General features: G+C 60.8%; 16 protein-coding genes. 5 read left to right on the top strand and 11 right to left on the bottom strand.

The features are described 5' to 3' along the window. Positions 1 to 92 precede the first annotated feature (92 nt). The 7 genes from BK665_RS25755 to BK665_RS25720 all read right to left on the bottom strand — a co-directional run bounded on the left by BK665_RS25755 (position 93) and on the right by BK665_RS25720 (position 12,248). Entirely contained in the window at positions 93 to 3,125 is a 3,033-nt protein-coding gene (locus tag BK665_RS25755; RefSeq protein WP_123409361.1) for a multidrug efflux RND transporter permease subunit, read from the bottom strand. A gap of 13 nt (positions 3,126 to 3,138) precedes the next feature. Further along, positions 3,139 to 4,287: an efflux RND transporter periplasmic adaptor subunit gene (locus BK665_RS25750; RefSeq protein WP_123409360.1), complete on the bottom strand. Its 1,149-nt coding sequence runs from the start codon at positions 4,285 to 4,287 to the stop codon at positions 3,139 to 3,141. 285 nt (positions 4,288 to 4,572) lie between these two features. Further along, positions 4,573 to 5,670 carry a DUF1513 domain-containing protein gene (locus BK665_RS25740; RefSeq protein ID WP_123409359.1) on the bottom strand — a complete coding sequence of 366 codons (1,098 nt, stop codon included), beginning with the start codon at positions 5,668 to 5,670 and terminating at the stop codon, positions 4,573 to 4,575. A gap of 14 nt (positions 5,671 to 5,684) precedes the next feature. Beyond that, positions 5,685 to 6,749: an imelysin family protein gene (locus tag BK665_RS25735; RefSeq protein WP_123409358.1), complete on the bottom strand. Its 1,065-nt coding sequence runs from the start codon at positions 6,747 to 6,749 to the stop codon at positions 5,685 to 5,687. A gap of 26 nt (positions 6,750 to 6,775) precedes the next feature. Beyond that, entirely contained in the window at positions 6,776 to 8,203 is a 1,428-nt protein-coding gene (locus BK665_RS25730) for a di-heme oxidoreductase family protein (RefSeq protein ID WP_123409357.1), read from the bottom strand. Positions 8,204 to 8,637: 434 nt separating this feature from the next. After that, a complete protein-coding gene (locus BK665_RS25725; RefSeq protein ID WP_123409356.1) occupies positions 8,638 to 9,978 on the bottom strand; it encodes an imelysin family protein in 1,341 nt (446 codons plus the stop codon). A gap of 218 nt (positions 9,979 to 10,196) precedes the next feature. After that, positions 10,197 to 12,248, bottom strand: coding sequence for a putative bifunctional diguanylate cyclase/phosphodiesterase (locus tag BK665_RS25720; protein WP_123409355.1), 2,052 nt, complete (start codon positions 12,246 to 12,248; stop codon positions 10,197 to 10,199). Positions 12,249 to 13,458: 1,210 nt separating this feature from the next. Between BK665_RS25720 and BK665_RS25710 the strand changes: the two genes are divergently transcribed. Continuing rightward, entirely contained in the window at positions 13,459 to 13,707 is a 249-nt protein-coding gene (locus tag BK665_RS25710; protein ID WP_123409371.1) for a DUF6124 family protein, read from the top strand. Between the two features lie 176 nt (positions 13,708 to 13,883). Here BK665_RS25710 and BK665_RS25705 read toward each other — a convergent pair whose 3' ends face one another. From BK665_RS25705 to BK665_RS25695, 3 genes are all read right to left on the bottom strand, one after another. Beyond that, positions 13,884 to 14,480 carry a superoxide dismutase gene (locus BK665_RS25705; protein WP_008034365.1) on the bottom strand — a complete coding sequence of 199 codons (597 nt, stop codon included), beginning with the start codon at positions 14,478 to 14,480 and terminating at the stop codon, positions 13,884 to 13,886. A gap of 177 nt (positions 14,481 to 14,657) precedes the next feature. Continuing rightward, complete coding sequence (locus BK665_RS25700; RefSeq protein WP_123409354.1) at positions 14,658 to 15,260, bottom strand: LysE/ArgO family amino acid transporter; 603 nt, start codon at positions 15,258 to 15,260, stop codon at positions 14,658 to 14,660. A gap of 6 nt (positions 15,261 to 15,266) precedes the next feature. After that, a complete protein-coding gene (locus BK665_RS25695) occupies positions 15,267 to 15,668 on the bottom strand; it encodes an ACT domain-containing protein (RefSeq protein ID WP_123409353.1) in 402 nt (133 codons plus the stop codon). 95 nt (positions 15,669 to 15,763) lie between these two features. Between BK665_RS25695 and BK665_RS25690 the strand changes: the two genes are divergently transcribed. The 4 genes from BK665_RS25690 (at position 15,764) to BK665_RS25675 (ending at position 19,727) form a co-directional block, all read left to right on the top strand. Continuing rightward, on the top strand, positions 15,764 to 16,663 hold the full coding sequence (locus BK665_RS25690; protein ID WP_123409352.1) for a LysR family transcriptional regulator ArgP: 900 nt from the start codon (positions 15,764 to 15,766) through the stop codon (positions 16,661 to 16,663). A 96-nt stretch (positions 16,664 to 16,759) separates the two neighbouring features. After that, positions 16,760 to 17,752, top strand: coding sequence for an NAD-dependent epimerase/dehydratase family protein (locus BK665_RS25685; protein WP_123409351.1), 993 nt, complete (start codon positions 16,760 to 16,762; stop codon positions 17,750 to 17,752). Positions 17,753 to 17,871: 119 nt separating this feature from the next. Then, entirely contained in the window at positions 17,872 to 18,717 is an 846-nt protein-coding gene (locus BK665_RS25680) for an ATPase (protein WP_123409350.1), read from the top strand. 161 nt (positions 18,718 to 18,878) lie between these two features. Next, entirely contained in the window at positions 18,879 to 19,727 is an 849-nt protein-coding gene (locus BK665_RS25675) for a cache domain-containing protein (protein ID WP_123409349.1), read from the top strand. A 135-nt stretch (positions 19,728 to 19,862) separates the two neighbouring features. On the opposite strand, the gene BK665_RS25670 is transcribed toward BK665_RS25675, so the two are convergent. Further along, positions 19,863 to 21,380, bottom strand: coding sequence for an MDR family MFS transporter (locus tag BK665_RS25670; protein WP_123409348.1), 1,518 nt, complete (start codon positions 21,378 to 21,380; stop codon positions 19,863 to 19,865). Between the last annotated feature and the right edge of the window lie 63 nt (positions 21,381 to 21,443).

Here is a 21,443-nt window from a genome sequence, read left to right as displayed (position 1 = left end):
TTGCGAGGCCTTTTTTTATGCCCGATTTTTAGCAACAACACAGAACCAATGTGGGAGCGGGCTTGCTCGCGAAGGCGGTGTGTCAGCCGACATCAGTGCTGAATGACACACCGCCTTCGCGNNAGCGTGTACACGCACGGCAATACAAACAATGTAAACAACGTCCCGATCGACATTCCCGTAGCGATCACCGTGCCGATATCAAACCGGCTGACCGCGCCCGCGCCCGTGGCCAGAATCAACGGCACCATGCCGAACACCATCGCTGCGGTGGTCATCAAGACCGGGCGCAGGCGAATGGCCGCCGCTTCCTCCACCGCCTCACGCGGGGTCAGGCCTTTCTCCCGGCGCAGTTTGTTGGCGAATTCGACGATCAGGATTCCGTGCTTGCTGATCAGCCCGATCAGCGTCACCAGCCCGACCTGGGTGTAGATGTTCATGCTCGACCAACCGAGGAACAGCGGAATCAACGCCCCGCAAATCGACAGCGGCACCGTCACCAGGATCACCAATGGATCGCGGAAGCTTTCGAACTGCGCCGCCAGCACCAGGAAAATGATCGCCAGCGCCAGGGCGAAGGTCACCCACAGCGCGCTGCCTTCCTGGACGAATTGCCGCGAGGTGCCGCCATAGTCAAAGGCAAACCCCGCCGGCGCTTCTTCCTGGGCGATCTGGCGCACGGTATCGATGGCCTCGCCCATGCTGACCAGCGGGAAACCGGTCACTGCTGCAGCGTTGAGCTGCTGGAACTGGTTCAACTGCCGTGGCCGCGCCCGGTCGGTCACGGTGATCAGGGTCGACAGTGGCAGCAGTTCGCCCTTGGTGTTCTTGACGTAGTAATTGTTCAGCCAGTCAGGGTTATCCCGGTAGGCCCGTTCGACCTGGGCGATGACCTTGTAGCTGCGCCCTTCAATGGTGAACCGGTTGATTTCCGCCTCACCCAACAGCGTCGCCAGGGTGCCGCCCAGGTCCTGCATCGACACGCCCATCTGCGCCGCCTTGGCGCGGTCGATATCCACCACCACTTCCGGCTTGTCGAACGCCAGGTCGATGTCGACGAAGGCAAACTTGCCGGACTCCAGTGCGCGTTTTTTCACCCGGTCCGCCACGTCCAGCAGCGAGGCGTAGTCGTTGGCGGTGTTGATGATGAACTGAAACGGCAAGCCTTCACCGGTGCCCGGCAGGGACGGCAGGTTGAAGCCGAAAATCTGCAAGCCGGGAATGCTCCCCAACTTCGCCTGGACCTCGGGCAGGATCTGCATTTGCGTACGGCTGCGCTCGTTCCACGGCTTGAGCAGGAAGCCGCCGATGCCGGATTGCACGCCATTGAAACCATTGATCTGGAACGAGGAGTAGTACTCGGGAAACTCCTTGAAGATCTGGATGAACTCGTCGGTGTAGGCATTGAGGTAGTCAAGGTTGGTCGGCTGCGGGGCGTTGGCCATCATGAAAATGATGCCCTGGTCCTCGTCCGGCGCCAGTTCCGATTTGGCGAACTTGAGAAACACCGGGATCAGGCAAAGAACGATCACTGCGAACACCAGCACCACCGGCCGGGTATTGAGCGTGCCGTGCAGCATGCTCTGATAACGGCGCTTGAGGCCTTCGAAAATCAGGTCGAGGCGATGGGCCAGGCCACTGGGATTGGTGTCGTGGCGCAGCAAAAAGGCGCACATCATCGGCGAGAGGGTCAGGGCGACAATGCCGGAAATCACCACGGCCCCGGCCAGGGTCAGGGCGAACTCCTTGAACAACGCCCCGGTGAGCCCGGTGAGGAACCCGATCGGCGCATACACCGCCGCCAGGGTGATGGTCATGGAAACCACCGGCATGGCGATTTCCCGCGCCCCCTCAATGGCCGCGTCCAGCGGCGTCTTGCCTTCCTCGATGTGCCGGTGGATGTTCTCCACCACCACAATCGCATCGTCCACCACCAGGCCGATGGCCAGCACCATCGCCAGCAGGGTCAGCAGGTTGATCGAGTAACCCATCATCTGCATGAAGAACATCACGCCGATCATCGACAGCGGGATGGTCACCACCGGGATCACCACCGAGCGCAGGGCGCCGAGGAACAGGAACACCACGACAATCACGATCAGCACCGCTTCGAACAGGGTCTTGATCACCTCGTTGATCGAGGCCTGGATAAACAGCGTGGCGTCGTAGGCAATTTCGCTTTTCAGGTTGGGCGGCAACTGGGCTTCCAGCTCCGGCATGATCTTGCGCACTTCCTTGATCACGTCCAGCGGGTTGGCGCCGGGTGTGGCCTTGATACCGATGTATACCGACGGTGTGCCGCCGAAGGAGCTGATGGCGTTGTAGTTTTCGGCGCCCATCTCGACCCGCGCCACATCGCTGAGCAGCACCCGGCTGTCGCCATCGACCTTGAGCGGAATCGCGGCAAAGGCCTCGGCGGACTTGAGCTCGGTGTTGGCGTTGATGCTGGTGACCACGTACTCGCCTTTCACTTCGCCGGCGGCGGAGAGGAAGTTGTACTGGCGCACCGCGTTGGTCACGTCGCTGGCGCTCAAGCCAAAACCGGCGAGTTTCACCGGGTCCAGCCACAGGCGCATGGCGAACACCTGGTTACCCAGGATCTCGGCTTCAGCCATGCCGGGCAGCGTCGCCAGTTTGGGCTGGATGACCCGGGACAGGTAGTCGGTAATTTGGGGGTTGTTCAGCTCCTTGCTGAAGTAACTGATGTACATCAGCGCCGAGGCATCGGCTGCTTCCTTGCTCAGTACCGGGTCTTCGGCATCCTGAGGCAACTGGTTCTTAACCTCGTTGGCCTTGGCCAGCAGCTCGGTGAACAAGCGATCGCTGTTGGAGCCGATACGGGCGTAGATCGAGATCACCGAGAAGTTCTGGCGACTGACCGAGGTCATGTAGTCGATGCCCTCGGCGCTCGCCAGGCTCTGCTGCATGGGTTGGGTGATGTAGCCCTGGATGGTTTCGGCGTTGGCCCCGGGGTAGGCGGTGGTCACCGTGATCAGGGCGTTTTCCATTTGCGGGTATTGGCGCAGCGGCAGCTTGCTCCAGGCCTGGAACCCCAGCAGAACAATCAACAGGCTGACCACGGTGGCGAGCACCGGGCGGCGGATGAACGGATCGGTAAAAGCCATGAGGATTCCTTGATCAGTCAGTGCGTGGCTGACTGTTCTTATCGGTCAGGGTCTTGTCGTCGCTGATGGCAATGTGTGAGCCGTTGACCAGTTTGATCTGGCCGGCCGTGACCACTTGTTCGCCGCTCTGCACGCCTTTGTTGATCATCACCAGGCCATCGCGGCGCTCGCCGGTTTCGATGAAGCGCCGTTCGGCGATCAGCACCGGTTGGCCCTTGTCGTCTTTTTCGACAGTGCCGTCCTCGGCTTTTTTCTGCCCGACCACGTACAACGAGTTGCCGTACAGGGTGTAGGTGATCGCGCTTTCCGGCACCACGATGTGCGGCTGCGGGTCCGGCAACATCACTTGCAGGCTGGCGAACATCCCCGGCAGCAATTTGCCATCCGGGTTGGCCAGGGTGGCGCGCACGAGAATGTTGCGCGTGCTGTTCTCGACCTTCGGGTTGATCGCACTGATGGTGCCGGGGAAGTTCTGGGTCGGATAGGCCGAGACGATGACCTGCACCGGTTGGCCGAGGCCGATCTTCGGCACCGATTGCTCGGGCAGGAAGAAATCCACATAGAGGCTGCTGAGGTCTTGCAGGGTGGCGATCATGGTGCCGCTGGCGAGGTAGTCGCCGACGTCCACCTGGCGAATGCCGATGGTGCCGCTGAACGGCGCGACGATGCGTTTCTTCGCCAGGGATGCCTTGAGCTGGTTGACCGTGGCCTTGTTCTTTTGCAGCTGCGCCGAGAGCCGGTCGTACTCGCCTTTGGAGATGGCGCGGCTGTCGACCAGTTGGCTGCCACGACCGAAATCCAGTTGGGCCAGCCCGAGGTCAGCCTGGGCGGTTTCCAGCAGCGCGCTTTCCACGGCGCTGTCCAGTTGCAGCAGCGGTTGCCCGGCCTTGACCTTCTGCCCCGATTCGAACATCAGGTCCTTGACGGTGCCGGCGATCTCCAGGCTCAGGTTCACCCCTTGCAATGCCTTGAGCGTGCCGACGGTGGGCAAGCGCATTTGCCACGGCTGTTCGGCGGCCGTGGCCACGGCGACACTGATGGGCGGTTTCGGCTTGGAGAAACCCTGGACCATCGTGTAGATCGAAAAGGCTTTGTAACCGCCCAGGACCAACACGATCAACAGCACAACACCCAACATGATCAGCATGCGGCGACGCAGCATATTTCCACTTCCTTGGAGAAAATCAGGCGAGACAGGCGGGAACATTACTCCGAGTGCGGGGGGTAATCCAACTGGCACTTATTACAGTCTGTAATGGGGCGAACACAAAACTTGTAGCGAAGGGGCTTGCCTGTGGCGAGGGGGCTTGCCCCCGTTGGAGCGCGAAGCGCTCCCTTACATTTCTTCAGTCATACTGCGTTTACAGGTTTTACGACTGCTTCGCAGCCGAACGGGGGCAAGCCCCCTCGCCACAGGGTAAATTCACCCACAGGGAGAGGAGGGCGCTCAGATGAGGTGCAGGTGGTTATCCCAAAGCCCCGCCGGCAGCTCCAACGGTTTTGCAACAAGATCTGTCTGACGGCAATCGTAGAACCGGCACCGTCCCTGACCGGAGGTGACGACAAAGCCATCGGCCACGGCGCCGACCCCGGCGCAATCCGGCAACGGCGCATCCAGGCGCACTTCGCCGCTGTCCAGGTCCCAGATGAAAAAGCGATTACCACGTGGTGCAGTCAATGCGACCAGCCGCAGTTCACTGTGTACCGCGACGCTGGCGGTGTAATGCCCCATGGCCTGCAACTGATGCTCCGGCACCGGGAACGCCACGAATGGCTGGCCGGGACGCTTGATCGCCAGCAGCTCCGACGACTCGTGGGACGGCCCCATGAACTGCTGGCTGGCGAGGATGGTGCCGTCGCTGGCAATCCCCAGGTGGCGCACGCTGTTCATCTGTTGGCCGAGGGTTTCCTTGCTCAACAACGTGCCGTCGCGCTGCATCAGGACCAGGCTCGGCTCCATGGCGTTGAGGTTCATCTCGACCCGGCTCTCGGCCTCGGTGCGAATCCCGCCGTTGGCCACCACCAGGGTTTCGCCGTCGGGCATCCACGACACCTGATGCGGGCCGACGCCATGGGTAGGGATTTCGCCGCTGTGGATAAGTCGCTCGCCCTCGAACTTATACACACCCAGCAGGCCACGCCCCGGATCGGACGTGTCGTTCTCGGTGGCGTACAAGAACTCGCCATCCTTGTGAATCACCGCGTGCCCGTAGAAATGCCGGTTTGGCTGCGAAGTGATGGTTTGCAGCAACGTGCCATCGCGCAGGTCGATCAGGTAACTCTCGGTGCCCGGACGCCGCGCCACGAACAGCGCAATCGCCAGGGTCGGGTGGTTGATGATGTCGTGGCAACGCTGGCCGACCTGGGTGGCGAACACCCGGGTGCCGTCCAGCCGATAACCGACGGCGTAATGTTTGCCGTCGGTATCGTCCCGCGCCGACAGCAGCAGCGGGCTCTGGTCCTTGTGCTTGAACAGCGTCCAGCCGCCCAGTGTCACTGCTCCCAGCAGCAAACTACCTAAAGTCAGAGCCTGACGTCGCAGCATGGCACTCGCCCTCATCAGTCACCGTCGTTGGCGTTGAAGCCCAGTTGAATGCCCAGCGCCTTGGCCAGTTCGCCTTCGTGCAGGCGATGGACGACGTTGAGGCTGTCGTAGATATCGTTGAGTTGCTGGCGACCGGCATCGTCGTTGAGCATTTCGGTCAGCGAGCGCTGGTTGCTGGCGAACAGTTTCAGCGAGGCGGCGTAGGCGGCATCAATCTTGTCGGCCAACGGCTTCTGCTCACTCGGCAACAAGCCGCGCAGGCCTTTGTTGTCGACGCCTTCCCAGACCGTTTTGGCGGCGGCGAGGCTGGCTTCCAGGCCAGTCAGGGAAGACTGGCTGCGCCACGCATCGGCCTGGAACGGTTGTGGCACGCCCTTGGTCTGGCGGCCCATCGGCGTGCCGAGTTTTTTCTTCAGGGTGTCGAGGGCGGTGACTTGTACCCGCAGCAGATCGGCGATGGCTTCATGGGAATCGGCGTAGCGCTGGTTCGGGAATTTGCTCATCTGCGCGAGCATGCCGTCGGTGTTGTTCCAGCTCTGCAGAATTTCTTCAGCCAACAGTTTCTGGCGTTCGCCAATGGCCTTGAGCAGTGGGCAATACTTGGCTTTTTGCGCCTCGTCGGCCATGTCTGGCTTGCTGTCGAACAGGATGTATTCGTAGGCCGACAGGCCCTGGACCACCACGCTCGATTTGGCCAGGGCGGCGGCATCGATCTGCGGCTGGGCAGTGACCAATTGCTCGACCTGACGGCCGACGAGGTTTTTCTTGTCCGGCCAGAACTGCACCTGCCACGCACGGTTGCCCTCGGCGAGCGGGCCGATCAGCAACGGTTGCAGCTCGGCCCAGGCTTTCTGCGCGTGCAGGAAGTCTTTGCGAGCGGTTTCCAGGTCGGCTTTGCCTTCGCAGTAGGCGAGGGCGCTTACCGCCAGTTGGCGGTCGGCTTCGACCCAGCGGCTGTAGGTCGGCAGGATCACTTGCTTGGCGATGGCCGCCGAGGTCACGGCTTGCGGATCCTGTGGCGAACAGGCGCCGAGGGCGAGCGCTGCAAGGCTGGTGAATAACAACTTGGGACGGAACATGTCGGGCTCCCGATTCTTTTAAGTGCTTAGAGAGAATTCAAAAACGCCAGCAACGCAGCGCGCTGCTCGGCATTGAAAGACAAAACCTGTTGCTGCGCCGCGCTCGCTTCGCCGCCGTGCCAGAGCACGGCTTCGAGCAGATTGCGGGCGCGGCCATCATGCAAAAACTGGGTATGACCGCTGACCGCTTGCGTCAGGCCGATGCCCCACAACGGCGGCGTGCGCCAGTCGCGGCCACTGGCCTGGAATTCAGTGCGGTTATCGGCCAGACCGTCGCCCATGTCATGCAGCAGCAGATCGCTGTAGGGGCGAATCACTTGATTGGCCAATTCAGGTTCGGCGGCGTTGGCGGCGGTGGTGTATTTCGGCGTGTGACAGGACTGGCAGCCGGCCTGGAAAAACAGATTCTTGCCGGCCAGCACTTGCGGTGCGTTGACGTCACGACGAGCGGGCACGGCGAGGTTGCGGCTGTAGAACAGCACCAGGCGCAGAATGTTGTCGCTGACTTCCGGCTCGCCATTCGGGCCATTGCCGTTGGGCGCCTGTTTACAAGCGATTTGCGCGTCGGTGCAGTCATCGTAGGGCCGCAGGCTGGTGGTCAGGCCCATATCACCAGAGAACGCGTGAACATTTTGTTGATTGAGGTTCGGTTGCCCGGCCTTCCAGCCGAAGCGGCCGAGGACGGTTTTTTGCTGCGCGTCATCCCAGACCTGGTTCGGGCGCCCCGCAATGCCGTTTTTGTCTTTAGCTTGGGCGGCGGCGTTGGCCAGGATCGCCTCATCGGGGATCGCTTCGAGCAGGCCCAGGCCGATCATTGGCGGGGCGACCCGGGCCGAGAACCGGGTGTCGGGGTGCATCGGGCCGTAGCCCAGTTGGGTGATTTGCAGCAGTGGTTTGCGCAGTTCGACTTCGGTGCCGTCCTTGAAACGGATTGGCACTGGCGTGTAGTCGACCCGCACCTTGCCTTCCGGGGCGACGCCGGGCACCGACATGTCCTGCAACTGCCCGCCGTAGACCGGCTCCGGGACCACGCCGATGTGCTCGATCAGCTTGGCGTAGGCCGGCGCATCAGGGATCGACAGGCGCACCAGCATCGACACGGCATTCGCCGCATCAGGTGTCGGCGGATGACCGCGACCGTCCTTGATGTGGCAGTTCTGGCAGGCGTTGGTGTTGAACAGCGGACCGAGGCCATCCCGGGCGGTGGTGGTCGACGGCGCGATCACCCAGGGGCTGCGGAAAAAGCTGTTGCCCACGCTGAAATCCACGCGCCGGGACGGCGGCAGGTTGGCGGAGGGCAGGGAAAATGAGTTCTGATCGGTCTTGCGCACCGTCGCGCTGCCACCGGACCGGGATTCACCGGGTTCGGCTTTGGTAAAACGCGGGGCGTCATCGCAGGCACTCAGGCCCAGGGCCATGAACAGGGTGCACCAGCGAAGAGGCAGCGACGGCATCAGGTTTCCTGAAAGACGAGCAAAACAAGGGCGCAAAGTCTAACAGGGCAGGGGAAATTGAATAAGAGGAATTATCGTTTGGTTGATGTGGGACATGATTTCCCTGCCCCCCACAATTCACCTGTGGGAACGCAATCCAATGTGGGAGCGAGCTTGCTCGCGATGGGGTCATCGCAGTCGACATTGATGTTGAATGTGCGACCGCTATCGCGAGCAAGCTCGCTCCCACATTTTTTCCGATGTGAAGCCTGAATTTGTGGGCGCCATCAATCCCCTGTGGGAGCGGGCTTGCTCGCGAAAGCGGTGGGTCAGTCACCAACGATGTTGGATGTGAGGCCGTCTTCGCGAGCAAGCCCGCTCCCACAAGGGGGTTGGGTTTAGGCGGGCATGAAAAAGGCGACCCGAAGGTCGCCTTTTTATTCGGCCAATGTTGATCAGAACTCGTGATCAGCGTTGTCCGGGTTCAGGTCGCTGATGCCCAGTTTGCCAGCGGCTTGTTCGATCGAACCGGTCTGCTTGACCAGGGACGCGATGGCGTCGCGCACGATCTGGTTGCCCGCGGTGTTGCCGGCGGCGATCAACTGGTCGTAGTGCTCACCCTTGTTAGCGTGGTCGACCATGATCTGGATCTTGGCTTCGGTGGCGGCCAGGTCGGCTTTGAGCGCGGTGTCGGCAGCCGGGTCGGCCTTGGCTACCAGGGACGACAGGCTGGCGCCGGTCATTTTGGTGCCGTCGACGCGGGTGTATTCGCCCAGGTACACGTTACGCACGCCTTTGGCATCGTAGAAGTGCGAGTTGTGGGTGTTGTCGCTGAAGCAATCCTGTTCGTCTTCCGGGGAGTTGGCTTCCAGGGAAACCTTCATGCGCTCGCCCGCCAGTTCGCCCAGGGACAGGCTGCCCATGCCGAACAGCATTTTGCGCAGGCCGGTTTCGGCTGGCTCGGCTTCCAGGGTGGCGCGGTAGTTGTCGGCCACGTTCGGCTTCCAGTTACCGACCATTTCTTCCAGGTCGCTGACCAGCAATTGGGTCACGGATTTCAGGTAGGCGCGGCGGCGATCATTGTGGCCGCCAGTGGCGCCTGCGCCTTCCAGGTAGTCCGAAGCAGGACGGTTGCCGGCGCCAGGGCCGGTGCCGTTCAGATCCTGGCCCCACAGCAGGAATTCGATGGCGTGGTAGCCCGTGGCGACGTTGGCTTCGGCGCCGCCCAGCTCGTTCAGGCTGGCGAGTTTTTCCGGGGTGATGTCCTTGACGTCGACCTTGTCTTCGCCGACCTGGACTTCAGTGTTGGCGATGATGTTGGCAGTGGCGCCCGGGTTACCCAGTGCATGCTCGTAGGATTTGTCTACGTAGTCGATCAGGCCTTCGTCCAGTGGCCAGGCGTTCACCTGACCTTCCCAGTCGTCGATGATGGTGTTGCCGAAGCGGAACACTTCGCTCTGCAGGTAAGGAACGCGAGCAGCGACCCAGGCAGCCTTGGCGGCTTTCAGGGTGTCGGCGTTCGGCTTGGCGAGGAAGGCGTCGACGGCGGTTTGCAGGGTTTTCGCGGTAGATTCGGCATCGCTGTAGACGGCGAAGACCATGTCGGCGTAATGCGCGACCACGGCTTTGGCGGCGGCTTCGTCGACTTTACCGGCGGCGGCTGGCGCGGCGGCGGTCGTGGTGGCGGCTGGCGCAGGCGTTGGTGCGGCGGCGGTCTTGTCTTTGCCTTCGCCGCAACCGGCGAGGGAAATAGCGATGGCCAACAGACTGGCGGTAGCCAGAGGCATACGAATCATGGCGAACATCCTGCTTCGATAGGGGTGGAATGGCGCCGGGGGCGCGCAAAGCTGCGACATAATGCAAATCTTTCGCATTATGTGTAAAGGGGTTGTGGTTGGAAATATTTCTTATTCAGGGGTTTGGTGCGGTAGATCAAAAGATCGCAGCCTTCGGCAGCTCCTACGGGGGGATGCGATTCATGTAGGAGCTGCCGAAGGCTGCGATCTTTTGATTTTTACAAAATAGCCGCGTTACTGCGCTGAGCCTGCTTTAAATACGCGCTCAACTCCCGCGCCGGCAGCGGTTTGCTGTAGTGATAACCCTGACCTTCGTGGCAGCCTTCGGAAATGATGTAGGCCTCTTGCTCGGCGGTTTCCACACCTTCGGCAATGACCTGCATGCCCAGGCTCTTGCCCAACTGGATGATGGCCCGAACGATGGTGGCGTCGTCGTCGTCATCGAGCAGGTCCTGGACGAAGCTCTTGTCGATCTTGATCTTGTCCAGGGGCAGACTTTTCAGATAGCTGAGTGACGAATAACCGGTGCCGAAGTCATCGATAGCGATCAGCGCGCCGGAGCGGCGCAGGCTCAGCAGGTGTTGGGCGGCGGTGCTGATGTCTTCCATCAGGCCGGTTTCGGTGACTTCCAGCTCCAGGCTGCGCGGCGGCAGACGGTAGATTTGCAGCAGGTTATTGACCACCCGCGGCAACTCGGCGTGGTGCAACTGCACGGTGGACAGGTTCACCGCCATGCGCAGGTCGACAAACCCCTGGTCGTGCCATTCGCGCAATTGCTTGCAGGCCTGGTCCAGCACCCATTCGCCGATGGCGATGATGGTGCCGTTCTGCTCGGCCAGCGGGATGAACAAATCCGGCGGCACCAACCCGTGTTCCGGGTGCTGCCAGCGAATCAAGGCTTCGACGCCCACCACCCGGTGATCGCGATAGCTGATTTGCGGCTGGTAGACAAGGTAGAACTGATCCCGGGTCAGGGCGTCGCGCAGGTCTTTTTCCAGTTCCCGGCGGCGGCGCATTTCGCTGTCGACGCTGGCGATATAGAACTGATAGCGGTTGCGCGAGCGGGTTTTGGCCAGGGTCATGGTCTGCTCGGCTTTTTGCAGCAGCTTCTCGGTGCTGTCACCGTCCTCGGGGAACAGGGTGATGCCGATGGTGGCGCGCAGGCGGATTTCCTGATGATCGAGGGCAAACGCCGCTTCCAGGTCATCGAGGATGCTTTGCGCCAGTTCCGCCGCTTCGTAAGGTTGCTCGATGTCGGCCTGAACCAGCGCAAACTGGTCGCCGCCCAGACGGGCTAGGGCGCCGAGGCGACCGCTGTGGGCACGCAGGCGATCGGCCAGGGCCAGCAACAGTTGGTCGCCGGTCTGGTAGCTGAATTGTTCGTTGATGCCCTTGAAGTCATCCAGGCCAACCACCAGCACCGCGACCCGGCGTTGCAACTTGCCGGCGTCCACCAGGATCTTGTCCAGTTGTTGCTGCAATTGCTGGCGGTTGGGCAGGCCGGTGAGGAAATCGTACTGGGCCATGCGCAGCAGGCTGTTTTCGGCTTCGTGACGCAAATGGGTGTTGCGCTCGATGGACTCGAGCAACTGGTTGGCGGTGTTGATCCAGATGCCCAATTCGTTCTTTTCGTGGCCCTTGATCTGCGGGATCTTGTGTTCGCTGGGACGGTCGGGGTTGATCTCGGTCAGGTGCTCGATGATCCGCGACAGCGGCTTGGTCAGCAGCCAGTGGTAAACCAGGTACAGGACCAGGCCCATGGCGAGGGCACGCAGCACCCCGGAAATAAAGATGATCACCGAGCTGACAATGAAACCCTGGCCATAGGTGGCAGTGTCGAGGGTGATGCTCAGGTCGCCGTAATACTCGCTGTAGGGCCCACGGCCCACCAGTTGGGTGGTGAAGGTGCGTTCCTGGCCGAGGATCAGGTCGGTCAGCCAGCGACTGTGGGAATGCTGCAGCTCGCGGGATTTCTGCGCGAGCATGGCTTCATTGGGATGGCCAATGGAGGCTTGGCGCACGGCGTCATCCTGGAACAGGCCTTCAATTACCTGCATGCCCATTTCCCGGTCCAGGCTGTAGACGGCCTGGGTCGAGGGGTCGCGGAACATGTCGAGGATGCGTTGGGCATCACCGGCCACGGCCTGGCGTGTTTTATAGGCATCGAAGACGATCTGCGCGCAGCTCAAGACCACGCCGACGATCAATGCCGACAGGAGCACGACCCGGAGCAACTTCACCGACAAGCTGTTCTTGAGTTCCAGCTTCAAAGGGTTATTCCTTGTTCCGTGCGGGTAGCATCAAGTTGCCATGAGTATTGGCAATCCCGTGATGGCAGTCAAAGGGTCAATTCAGCTCAGGGTGATTTGCCTGTGGCCTGGCCAATGTGCTGTTGTTTTGAGTATTTGTCCTAGTTGTACTGTGTCGGTTGTTTTGTCCTGCAACTTGAGGAGGATCGGGACTATTTTTCCTTTGGGTTGATGTTAGTCCGCTGTTGCGTTGGGGCAAGGGGCTCTTGGCTTCTTTCATCGTAGGAATTTGCGATTGGGCTTGTGGGGCACCTTGGCGGCCTTCGGGCCGACCATGTTCTTGGTGATGGTGTACATATCCGTTGCTGCGGTAACGGCGGCTTATGGTTTCGCCCTTACGGCGACTCACTTTTTTTTCAAACGCCAAAAAAAAGTAAGCAAAAAAAGGCTCGCCCCGGCGTCCGGCCCCTCGCTTGGGCTCGGCGTTCCTTCGCTCCGGTGTCCATCTGGGGGCATCGCCTCCGGTCGGCTTCGCTTCGACCTCCTCTCGATGTGTGCGGCTTCGCCGCACGGCGCTGCGCGCCCACCCCCAGATGAACACCTCCACTCAGCCTCCCGAAGGGGCGGGTAGAGCAAGATCAAGGGCAGGCGAGCTAACGCTCGGCCTAATGAGTGGTGAAGAGCGGGTGTGTGGGAGTCTGCTTTTGATTTTGATTTTGATTTTGTGGGAGCGGGCTTGCCCGCGAAGGCGGCCTGACAGCCGACCAATCTCTCCCGAATGTACTCAATCAAAATTGTGGGAGCTGGCTTGCCTGCGAAGGCGGCCTGACAGCCGACCAATCTCTCCCGGATGTACCCAATCAAAATTGTGGGAGCGAGCCTGCTCGCGAAGGCTGCCGCCTGGACAACGAATATGTTTGTTTAAGCGGCGGTAAAAAAACCAGACCTTTCCCACGAGGTTTTCAGGTTGCCCGTAGGAAGCGGGTTCAATAACCTTTGACGGTCGTTGAAAACTCAGCGATCGGGTGTGAGAACCCGGCAAGTCATAGTCATCCAGCGCCAGTATCCGCATAATGCCGCCGATTTGCTGCAATGCGTTGCGGCGGCTGTGTGCGGGCGGACTTCGGTCCGGCCGGGTGTCTATGACCGGTTTCTCACCCTGCACATAGCTGCCACCTCTTCGTCGCGTGAGAACGGCAAGGGATTGGCACCCAACGTCATAGGCATCCCCTTGGATAAATTAATCCCAGACCCACCCTACACCCCAAACCCCATGTTCATGATTTCCCCAGACATGAACATCGAAACCCTCCTGGCTCACGCTTGTGAGTCATTAGCCTCGGCCGGTGTCCTGGCCAGCGATTTCGCCACCTACCTGAGCGGTTCCCAACGCAGTACAGCATTGGCCATTGCGCAGGTGGTCATGCTGGCGGACCTCGCTGTGAACCGGGCGTTGGATATTGTCGACCCGCAGGGGTAGATATTCCGTCAGGTTGACCGCGTTATCGTTCTTCGCGGGCAAGCCTCGCTTCTACAGGGGGAATGCTTTCCAAATGTGGGAGCGGGCTTGCTCGCGAAGGCGCCAGAACAGACACCACCTTTGCAAGGCCCATAAAAAACCCGACCTAAGCCGGGTTTTTTTGACTGGTGTCGATCTTAAGCAGTGAAGGTTTTGCCTTCGAACTGCTCAGCCACGAATTTCCAGTTGACCAGGTTCCAGAACGCTTCGACGTACTTCGGACGAACGTTGCGGTAGTCGATGTAGTAAGCGTGTTCCCAGACGTCGCAGGTCAGCAGCGGGGTGTCGCCGTTGGTCAGCGGGTTGCCGGCGCCGATGGTGCTGGCCAGGGCCAGGGAACCGTCAGCCTTTTTCACCAGCCAGCCCCAGCCGGAGCCGAAGGTGCCGATGGAGGTTTTGCTGAATTCTTCTTTGAACTTGTCGAACGAACCGAACGAAGCGTTGATGGCTTCAGCCAGCGCGCCGGTCGGTTGACCGCCGGCGTTTGGCGCCAGGCAGTTCCAGTAGAAGGTGTGGTTCCAGACTTGAGCGGCGTTGTTGAAGATACCGCCCGAGGAAGATTTGACGATTTCTTCCAGGGTCTTGCCTTCGAACTCGGTGCCTGGCACCAGGTTGTTCAGGTTCACGACGTAGGTGTTGTGGTGCTTGTCGTGGTGATATTCCAGAGTTTCCTTGGAAATGTGCGGCTGCAGGGCATCGTGTGCGTAGGGCAGCGGCGGCAATTCGAAAGCCATGATGATTCTCCTAATCAGGTCAGTTGCGGTGAGCGCAAGGCCGATCACGGGCGGCCAGACAAGCGCCGGGGAGTTTGTACTCTTTGCGGCGCATCGAACCGGATCATAGCACCGGGGGTGCGGCATAACCACGCAACAACTGTGTGGGATAGAGGTTCCAGAGCCTTTTGGAATAAGTTAAGGGGCGGTGATTAGCTGGAACGCTACGGTAAACATCATCACAGCGACTAACAGGTCGAGAATCCGCCAAGTGCTGGGACGTGCCAACCAAGGTGCCAACCATGCCGCGCCCAGCGCCAGGGTAAAGAACCATAATAAAGAAGCGCTCGCCGCGCCGACGACATAAGCGCCCGGCTCGGTCTGTTGCGCGCCGAGGGAGCCGATCAGCAAAACCGTATCCAGATAAACGTGCGGATTGAGCAGGGTCACCGCCAAGGCACTGAGCATCACCGCCCGCAGCGAACGTACGGTCTGATTTTCACCTTGTTCCAGGCTTTGTTTCGCACAGGCCCGGCGTAATGCCTGGCTGCCGTACCAAATCAGAAACGCCGCGCCGCCCCAACGGGCCACTGCCAGCAAGGTCGGATTATGCGCCAGCACCGTCGCTAACCCGAACACGCCCGCCGCCACCAGAAGTGCATCGCAGACGACGCACAGCGCCGCCACCGGCAAGTGATGTTCGCGGCGCAGGCTCTGGGCCAGCACAAAGGCATTCTGGGTGCCGATCGCCATGATCAGCCCCGCCGCGACCAGCAGGCCGTTTACATAGCTTTGCCACATGATGGTCTACTCCCCGTTGGCTGCGAGATCGCGCAACACTTGCAGGGCGCGTTCGGCATCGGCCTGACCGACGAACAGATGATCGTGGTAATAACCGGCGATCACGTTGCAACTGATCCCGGCTTTGCCCAGCGCCGTGGCGAAGGCAGCGGTCAGGCCCACGGCTTCCAGGGCCGAGTGCACGTTCAAGGTGATCCACGCCGCGATGTAGTCGAAGCTGAAACCGGCCTGTTCGGCGTGGGATTTTTCCAGAATCACCGTCAGACCTTCCTGCTCACGAAAGCTGCCGATGATTTCCAGATCCGCCGGCAACGTGCCGTCGCGCAACGTGCAAAACACATACTCGCCGACGTTGAGCTGCGGGCTCATGCTGCGCAGCAGGGTTGCCAATGAGGTTTCGCCAGCCATGTCGGTGTTCCTTATAAAGAGTTCTTGCTGGCCATTCTCCGGCGCTTCGCTGTATAAGAAAAACCAATAGTGCTGATCGCTCATTAGGAAAACTGATGTTCGACTATAAATTGCTTTCTGCCTTGGCCGCCGTGGTCGAGCAGGCCGGATTCGAACGTGCCGCCCAGGTGCTGGGTTTGTCGCAATCAGCGATTTCCCAGCGCATCAAGTTGCTGGAAGCGCGGGTTGGCCAACCGGTGCTGGTGCGGGTCACGCCGCCCGCACCCACGGAGATTGGCCGGCGCTTGCTCAACCATGTGCAGCAAGTGCGTTTGCTCGAGCGGGATCTACAGACCCTGGTGCCAGCGCTGGACGAGGAAGGCCTGCCGGAACGCCTGCGCATCGCCCTCAACGCCGACAGCCTCGCCACCTGGTGGGCGGAAGCGGTGGGGGACTTTTGTGCCGAACAACATTTGCTGTTGGATCTGGTGGTAGAAGACCAGACCGTCGGCCTTAAACGCATGCGCGCCGGGGAAGTGGCGGCGTGTGTCTGCGCCAGCGAACGTCCGGTGGCCGGGGCGCGCAGTGTGTTGTTGGGCGCCATGCGCTACCGGGCGTTGGCCAGCCCAGCGTTTATTGCCCGACATTTTCCCGAGGGTGTGCGCGCCGAATTGTTGCCACGCACCCCGGCGCTGGTGTTTGGCCCGGACGATTTCCTACAGCATCGCTACCTCGCGTCCCTCGGGGTGGACGGCGGTTTCGAGCACCATCTGTGCCCATCGTCCGAAGGCTTTATCCGCCTCACGGAAGCCGGGCTCGGCTGGGGCCTGGTGCCGGAATTACAGGTGCGCGAACAACTGCAACGCGGTGTTTTAGTAGAGCTTTTGCCAGATAAGCCCATCGATGTGCCGCTGTACTGGCATCATTGGCGCAATGGCGGTCAGTTGCTGGGGTTACTCACTGACCAATTGGTACGTTCGTCGAAGCAATGGCTGGTGCCTTTGGCACAGTTGTAAGCGTCAAGCTGCAAGCTGCAAGTGAAGAGCTTGTGGTGTGTTTTTAAACTTGCGGCTCGAAGCTTGGAGCTCGCAGCTGCTTTGTTGGAGCTTTACATGAAAATTCTGGTCACCGGCGCAAGCGGCTTCATTGGCGGACGCTTTGCGCGTTTTGCCCTGGAGCAGGGCCTGGACGTGCGGGTCAACGGTCGCCGGGCCGAGGGTGTGGAGCACCTGGTGCGCCGGGGTGCCGAATTTATCCAGGGCGACCTGAGCGACCCGGAACTGGTGCGCGACCTGTGCGCCGACGTTGATGCCGTGGTGCATTGCGCCGGCGCCGTCGGGTTGTGGGGCCGCTATCAGGACTTTCACCAGGGCAACGTCCAGGTCACGGAAAACGTGGTCGAGGCCTGCCTCAAGCAGCGGGTGCGGCGCCTGGTGCATTTGTCCTCGCCGTCGATCTACTTCGATGGCCGCGATCATCTGGGCCTGACCGAAGAGCAGGTGCCCAAGCGCTTCAAGCATCACTACGCGGCGACCAAGTACCTGGCTGAGCAAAAGGTTTTCGGCGCCCAGGAATTCGGCCTCGAAACCATCGCCCTGCGCCCGCGTTTCGTCACCGGTGCCGGCGACATGAGCATCTTCCCGCGCCTGCTGAAGATGCAGCGCAAGGGGCGCCTGGCGATTGTCGGCAACGGCCTGAACAAGGTCGATTTCACCAGCATGCAAAACCTCAGCGAGGCGATGCTCAGCAGTCTGCTGGCCGGCGGTTCGGCGCTGGGCAAGGCCTACAACATCAGCAACGGCGCGCCGGTGCCGTTGTGGGATGTGGTGAATTACGTGATGCGAAAAATGGACGTGCCTCAGGTCACTCGCTACCGTTCCTACGGCTTGGCCTACAGCGTGGCGGCGCTCAACGAGGGCGTGTGCAAACTGTGGCCGGGGCGCCCGGAGCCGACCCTGTCGCGCCTGGGCATGCAGGTGATGAACAAAAATTTCACGTTGGACATCAGCCGCGCCCGGCATTATCTGGACTACGATCCGAAAGTCAGCCTCTGGACCGCCCTCGATGAGTTCTGCGGCTGGTGGAAGGCTCAGGATATTCGCTGATTGCTGTAGGACCTGTCCCGACACTGAACCGAGTGCAGGGTTGAGGGTCAACCCTTGCGGCTGTGGGGTTTATACTGCGCCGCATCCAGCCATTACCGCGTTTCACAAAGGTTGCCTCAATGTCCATGCGTAACGATGCCAACGACGACTTCGACGATGTACCGAGCCTGCGCGCCGATCCCCTCGATGACGATGATTTTCCGCCGACCGTTCGCACCACCGTGCACTCGCGTCCAGTGCCTGCGGTAAAAGTCAAAAGCGCCAGCACCGGGCCGTTGTGGGCGTTGGTCGGTGCCTTGTTCTTCGCTTTCGCGGGTCTTGCCTGGTGGAGCTTCCAGCAGATTTCGCTGATGGAGCAGCAACTGGTGGCCACCCAGGAAAGTTTCGCGCGGATCAGTGAGGAAGCGGCGGGGCGCTTGCAGGACATTTCCGGCAAGGTGGTCGCCAGTCAGTCCAACGTCAACAGCGACAGCGAAGCGCTGAAACTGCAGATCAAACAACTGGAAAGCAAACTCCAGGATCAGAGTCAGGCCCAGCAAGGCGTGGTCGGCCAGACCAGCGAGCTGGACAAGCGTCTGGCGCAAATGACTGCACAAACCACTGCACAAACCGCGGCCAACACCCAACTGCAGGCCCAGGTCAAAACCCTGAGCGATGAACTGACCGCACTGAAAAGTGCGCCGGCGGACACCAGTAAAGTCGACGCCGAGCTGAAAAGCCTCAACGCCGATATCGCGGCGCTGAAGAAACAGGGCAACCCGACTGCTGCAATTGATCGCCTGGAACAGGAAATTGTCGTGCTCAAAAGCGAGCAGGACAACCGCCCGGCCGCCGCCACGCCAAACCCGACCAACACCGCCGAGTTCGACGCCTTCCGCGCACAGACCACTCGCAACCTCAATACCCTGCAAGCGCAGATCCAGAATTTGCAGCAGCAGATCAACGCCCGGGCGAAACAGCCCTGATGCAAAATCTGTAGCGGCGGCTTTTGCGGCGAGGCAGCTCGCCACAGGCAAGCCCCCTCACCACAAGAGCTAGTCTCACCCCCCACACTCTCCTGAATATCCATCCATATCTCCAACCCCGTCTACGCTCTTGAAACATCAACAAGAACGAGGGATGCGCTATGGGGTTTGTGCACAAGATGGCCTGGCTGGTGGGGATGCTGTGGCTGAGCCTGGGCCAGGTTCAGGCGGCCACGGCGCCCAAGGATGACGGCCAGGCCGCCCGGGCCTTGCTTGAGAAAGCCCTGGCGTACTACCACGACAACGGCGACAAGGCCTTCGCGGCGTTCAGTCGTCAGGGCGAGTTTGTCGACAAGGACCGCTATGTATTCGTGGTCGACACCAAAGGCGTGATGCTCGCCAGCGGTGGGCCGTCCTCGGCGTTGATCGGGCGCGACGTGTCCGAGATGCTGCCGCCGGATATGCAGAAAGTCTTCAAGGACGCCTTGAAAGTGCCGGAAGGCAATGGCATTCAGCAGGCCGAATACCGCTGGCAGAACTGGGCGGACGGCAAGGTCGAGCGCAAGCATGTGTTCTATCAACGCATCGGCCAGCGGATCCTGGCGGTCGGTTACTACGTGCCCCGGGCGTCGGCGGAGCAGGCGATGGCGTTGCTGAATAAAGCGGCCATCGATCTGGCCAAGGACGAGAAGGGCACCCTGACGGCGATTAACTCCCTCAAGGGCGGCTACCTGCAGGACGACCTCTATGTGTTCGTGGTGGATCTGAATAACCAGCGCTACGTCGCCCATGGCACCAATCTAAGGCTGATCAATACCGACTTCGGCAAGGTCAATGACCCGGAAGGCAAACCGGTGGGCGAGCCGATCCTGGCATTGATCGGCAAGCAGGATCAGGGCGAGTACGAATACCGCTGGAAGAACCCGGTGACCGGCAAGGTTGAGGACAAGCATGCGTATCTGAAAAAGGTTGGGCACTTCCTGGTCGCGGTCGGGTATTACAGCCCTTGAATTGCGGTGACTGACAGATCGCTTTCGCGAGCAAGCCCGCTCCCACATTTGATCTATGGTGTTCACAAATTTTGTGTTCACAGCAGATCCAATGTGGGAGCGGGCTTGCTCGCGAATACAGGCGACGCGGTCTAACTACCGAACCTTATCTTCCCGCCCCCGCAACACCTTATTCGGCATCGCAATCGCCGCCGCCAGCCCCAGCAACGACACCGCCGCGCTGACCATCAGCAAATGCCGGAACGTCAGCAGCAGCTCCGCACGCAAGGCCTCTTTCGCTTCCCCCGGCGCGGCGTTCAAACCGTCCAGTAACACATTCCCCGAGTGGCCCTCACCGATCAGCGCCGAGCCGCTCAGGTGGGCGAAACTCGAATCCTGCAACAACGCCAGCAACAGCGCCGACATCAACGCCACACCCACCGCGCCGCCCAGCGAACGGAACAGGTTGGTGGTGCTGGTGGCGACGCCGATGTCCCGTTGTTCCACCGAATTCTGCGTGCCCACCAGCGAAGTCGGGAACTGCATGCCGCTGGCGATCCCGCTGAGCAACATGAACAGGCTGCTCATCAACAAGGCCTGGGGCGCGCTGAACGCCATGCCGAGGATCGAGATCGGCATCAGCAGCGCGCCGGTCAGGATCATCGGCTTGTAGCGCCCGGTCACCGAGGTGCGGCGCCCGGCGAAATAGGCACCAATCGGCAAGCCAATCGCCAAGGGCAACAGGTGCAGGGCGGCGCTGTCGGCCCCGGCGCCGGTGACGCTCTGGAAGCGCAGCGGCATCAGCACGATCAACGAAATGGCCTGGAAACTGGTGAAAAAAATCGTGCACCAGCAAAAGATTGCGCTGGGGTTGGCGAACAGATGCATCGGCAGCAACGGCTCCCGCGCCCGTCGTTCATGCCAGACAAATACCGCCAGCACCGCCACCGCGCAACCGAGCAGCCCCAGCACTTCGGCGCTGCGCCACGAGTGACCCTGACCGACTTGGGTGATGCCGAGCAGCAGGGCAGTCAAGCCGATGATCATCAACACCGTGCCGAGGTAATCGATGATCGGTTTGCGCTGCGGCACCGGCAGCCCCACCAGCGTGCGATTGGCCACCAGCCACGCGCCCAGGCCCAACGGCAGGTTGATCAGGAACACCCAGCGCCACGACAGGTATTCGGTCATGTAGCCGCCGAGCACCGGCCCGGCCACGCTGGCCACCGCGTACATGCTGCTGAAGTAACCCTGGTAACGACCGCGCTCCCGGGGCGGGACGATGTCGCCGATGATGGCTTGGCTGACCGAAATCATCCCGCCGGCGCCGATGCCCTGGATGATCCGTGCCAACACCAATTGCTCCATGCTCTGGGCCATGCCGCAAAAGAACGAAGCGAGGGTGAACAGCCCCATGCCAAACAGCATCAACTTGCGCCGACCGTACAGATCGCCGAGCTTGCCGTAGATCGGCACCGCCACGGTCATCGCCACCATGTAGCCGGAAATCACCCAGGCCAGCAGGCTGACATCCTTGAACTGGGCGGAAATGGCCGGCATCGACACGGCGACGATGGTCTGGTCCAGGGCACCGAGAAAAATCGCCAGCATCAGGGCGATCAACACACTGCGAATGGCCGGTTTGGGCGTTTCTGGGTGGTTCAGATTGGTCACGGTAAAACCTGCGGGCGGTGATTGTCCCGTCAGGAGCACTGCGGACGGGAATGCTCGCCAGTG

It is taken from the genome of Pseudomonas frederiksbergensis (assembly GCF_003732665.1).
GTDB lineage: Bacteria > Pseudomonadota > Gammaproteobacteria > Pseudomonadales > Pseudomonadaceae > Aquipseudomonas > Aquipseudomonas frederiksbergensis_G.
The sequence above is the reverse complement of the archived record's forward strand: the minus strand, read 5'-3'. Positions and strand labels throughout refer to the sequence as shown.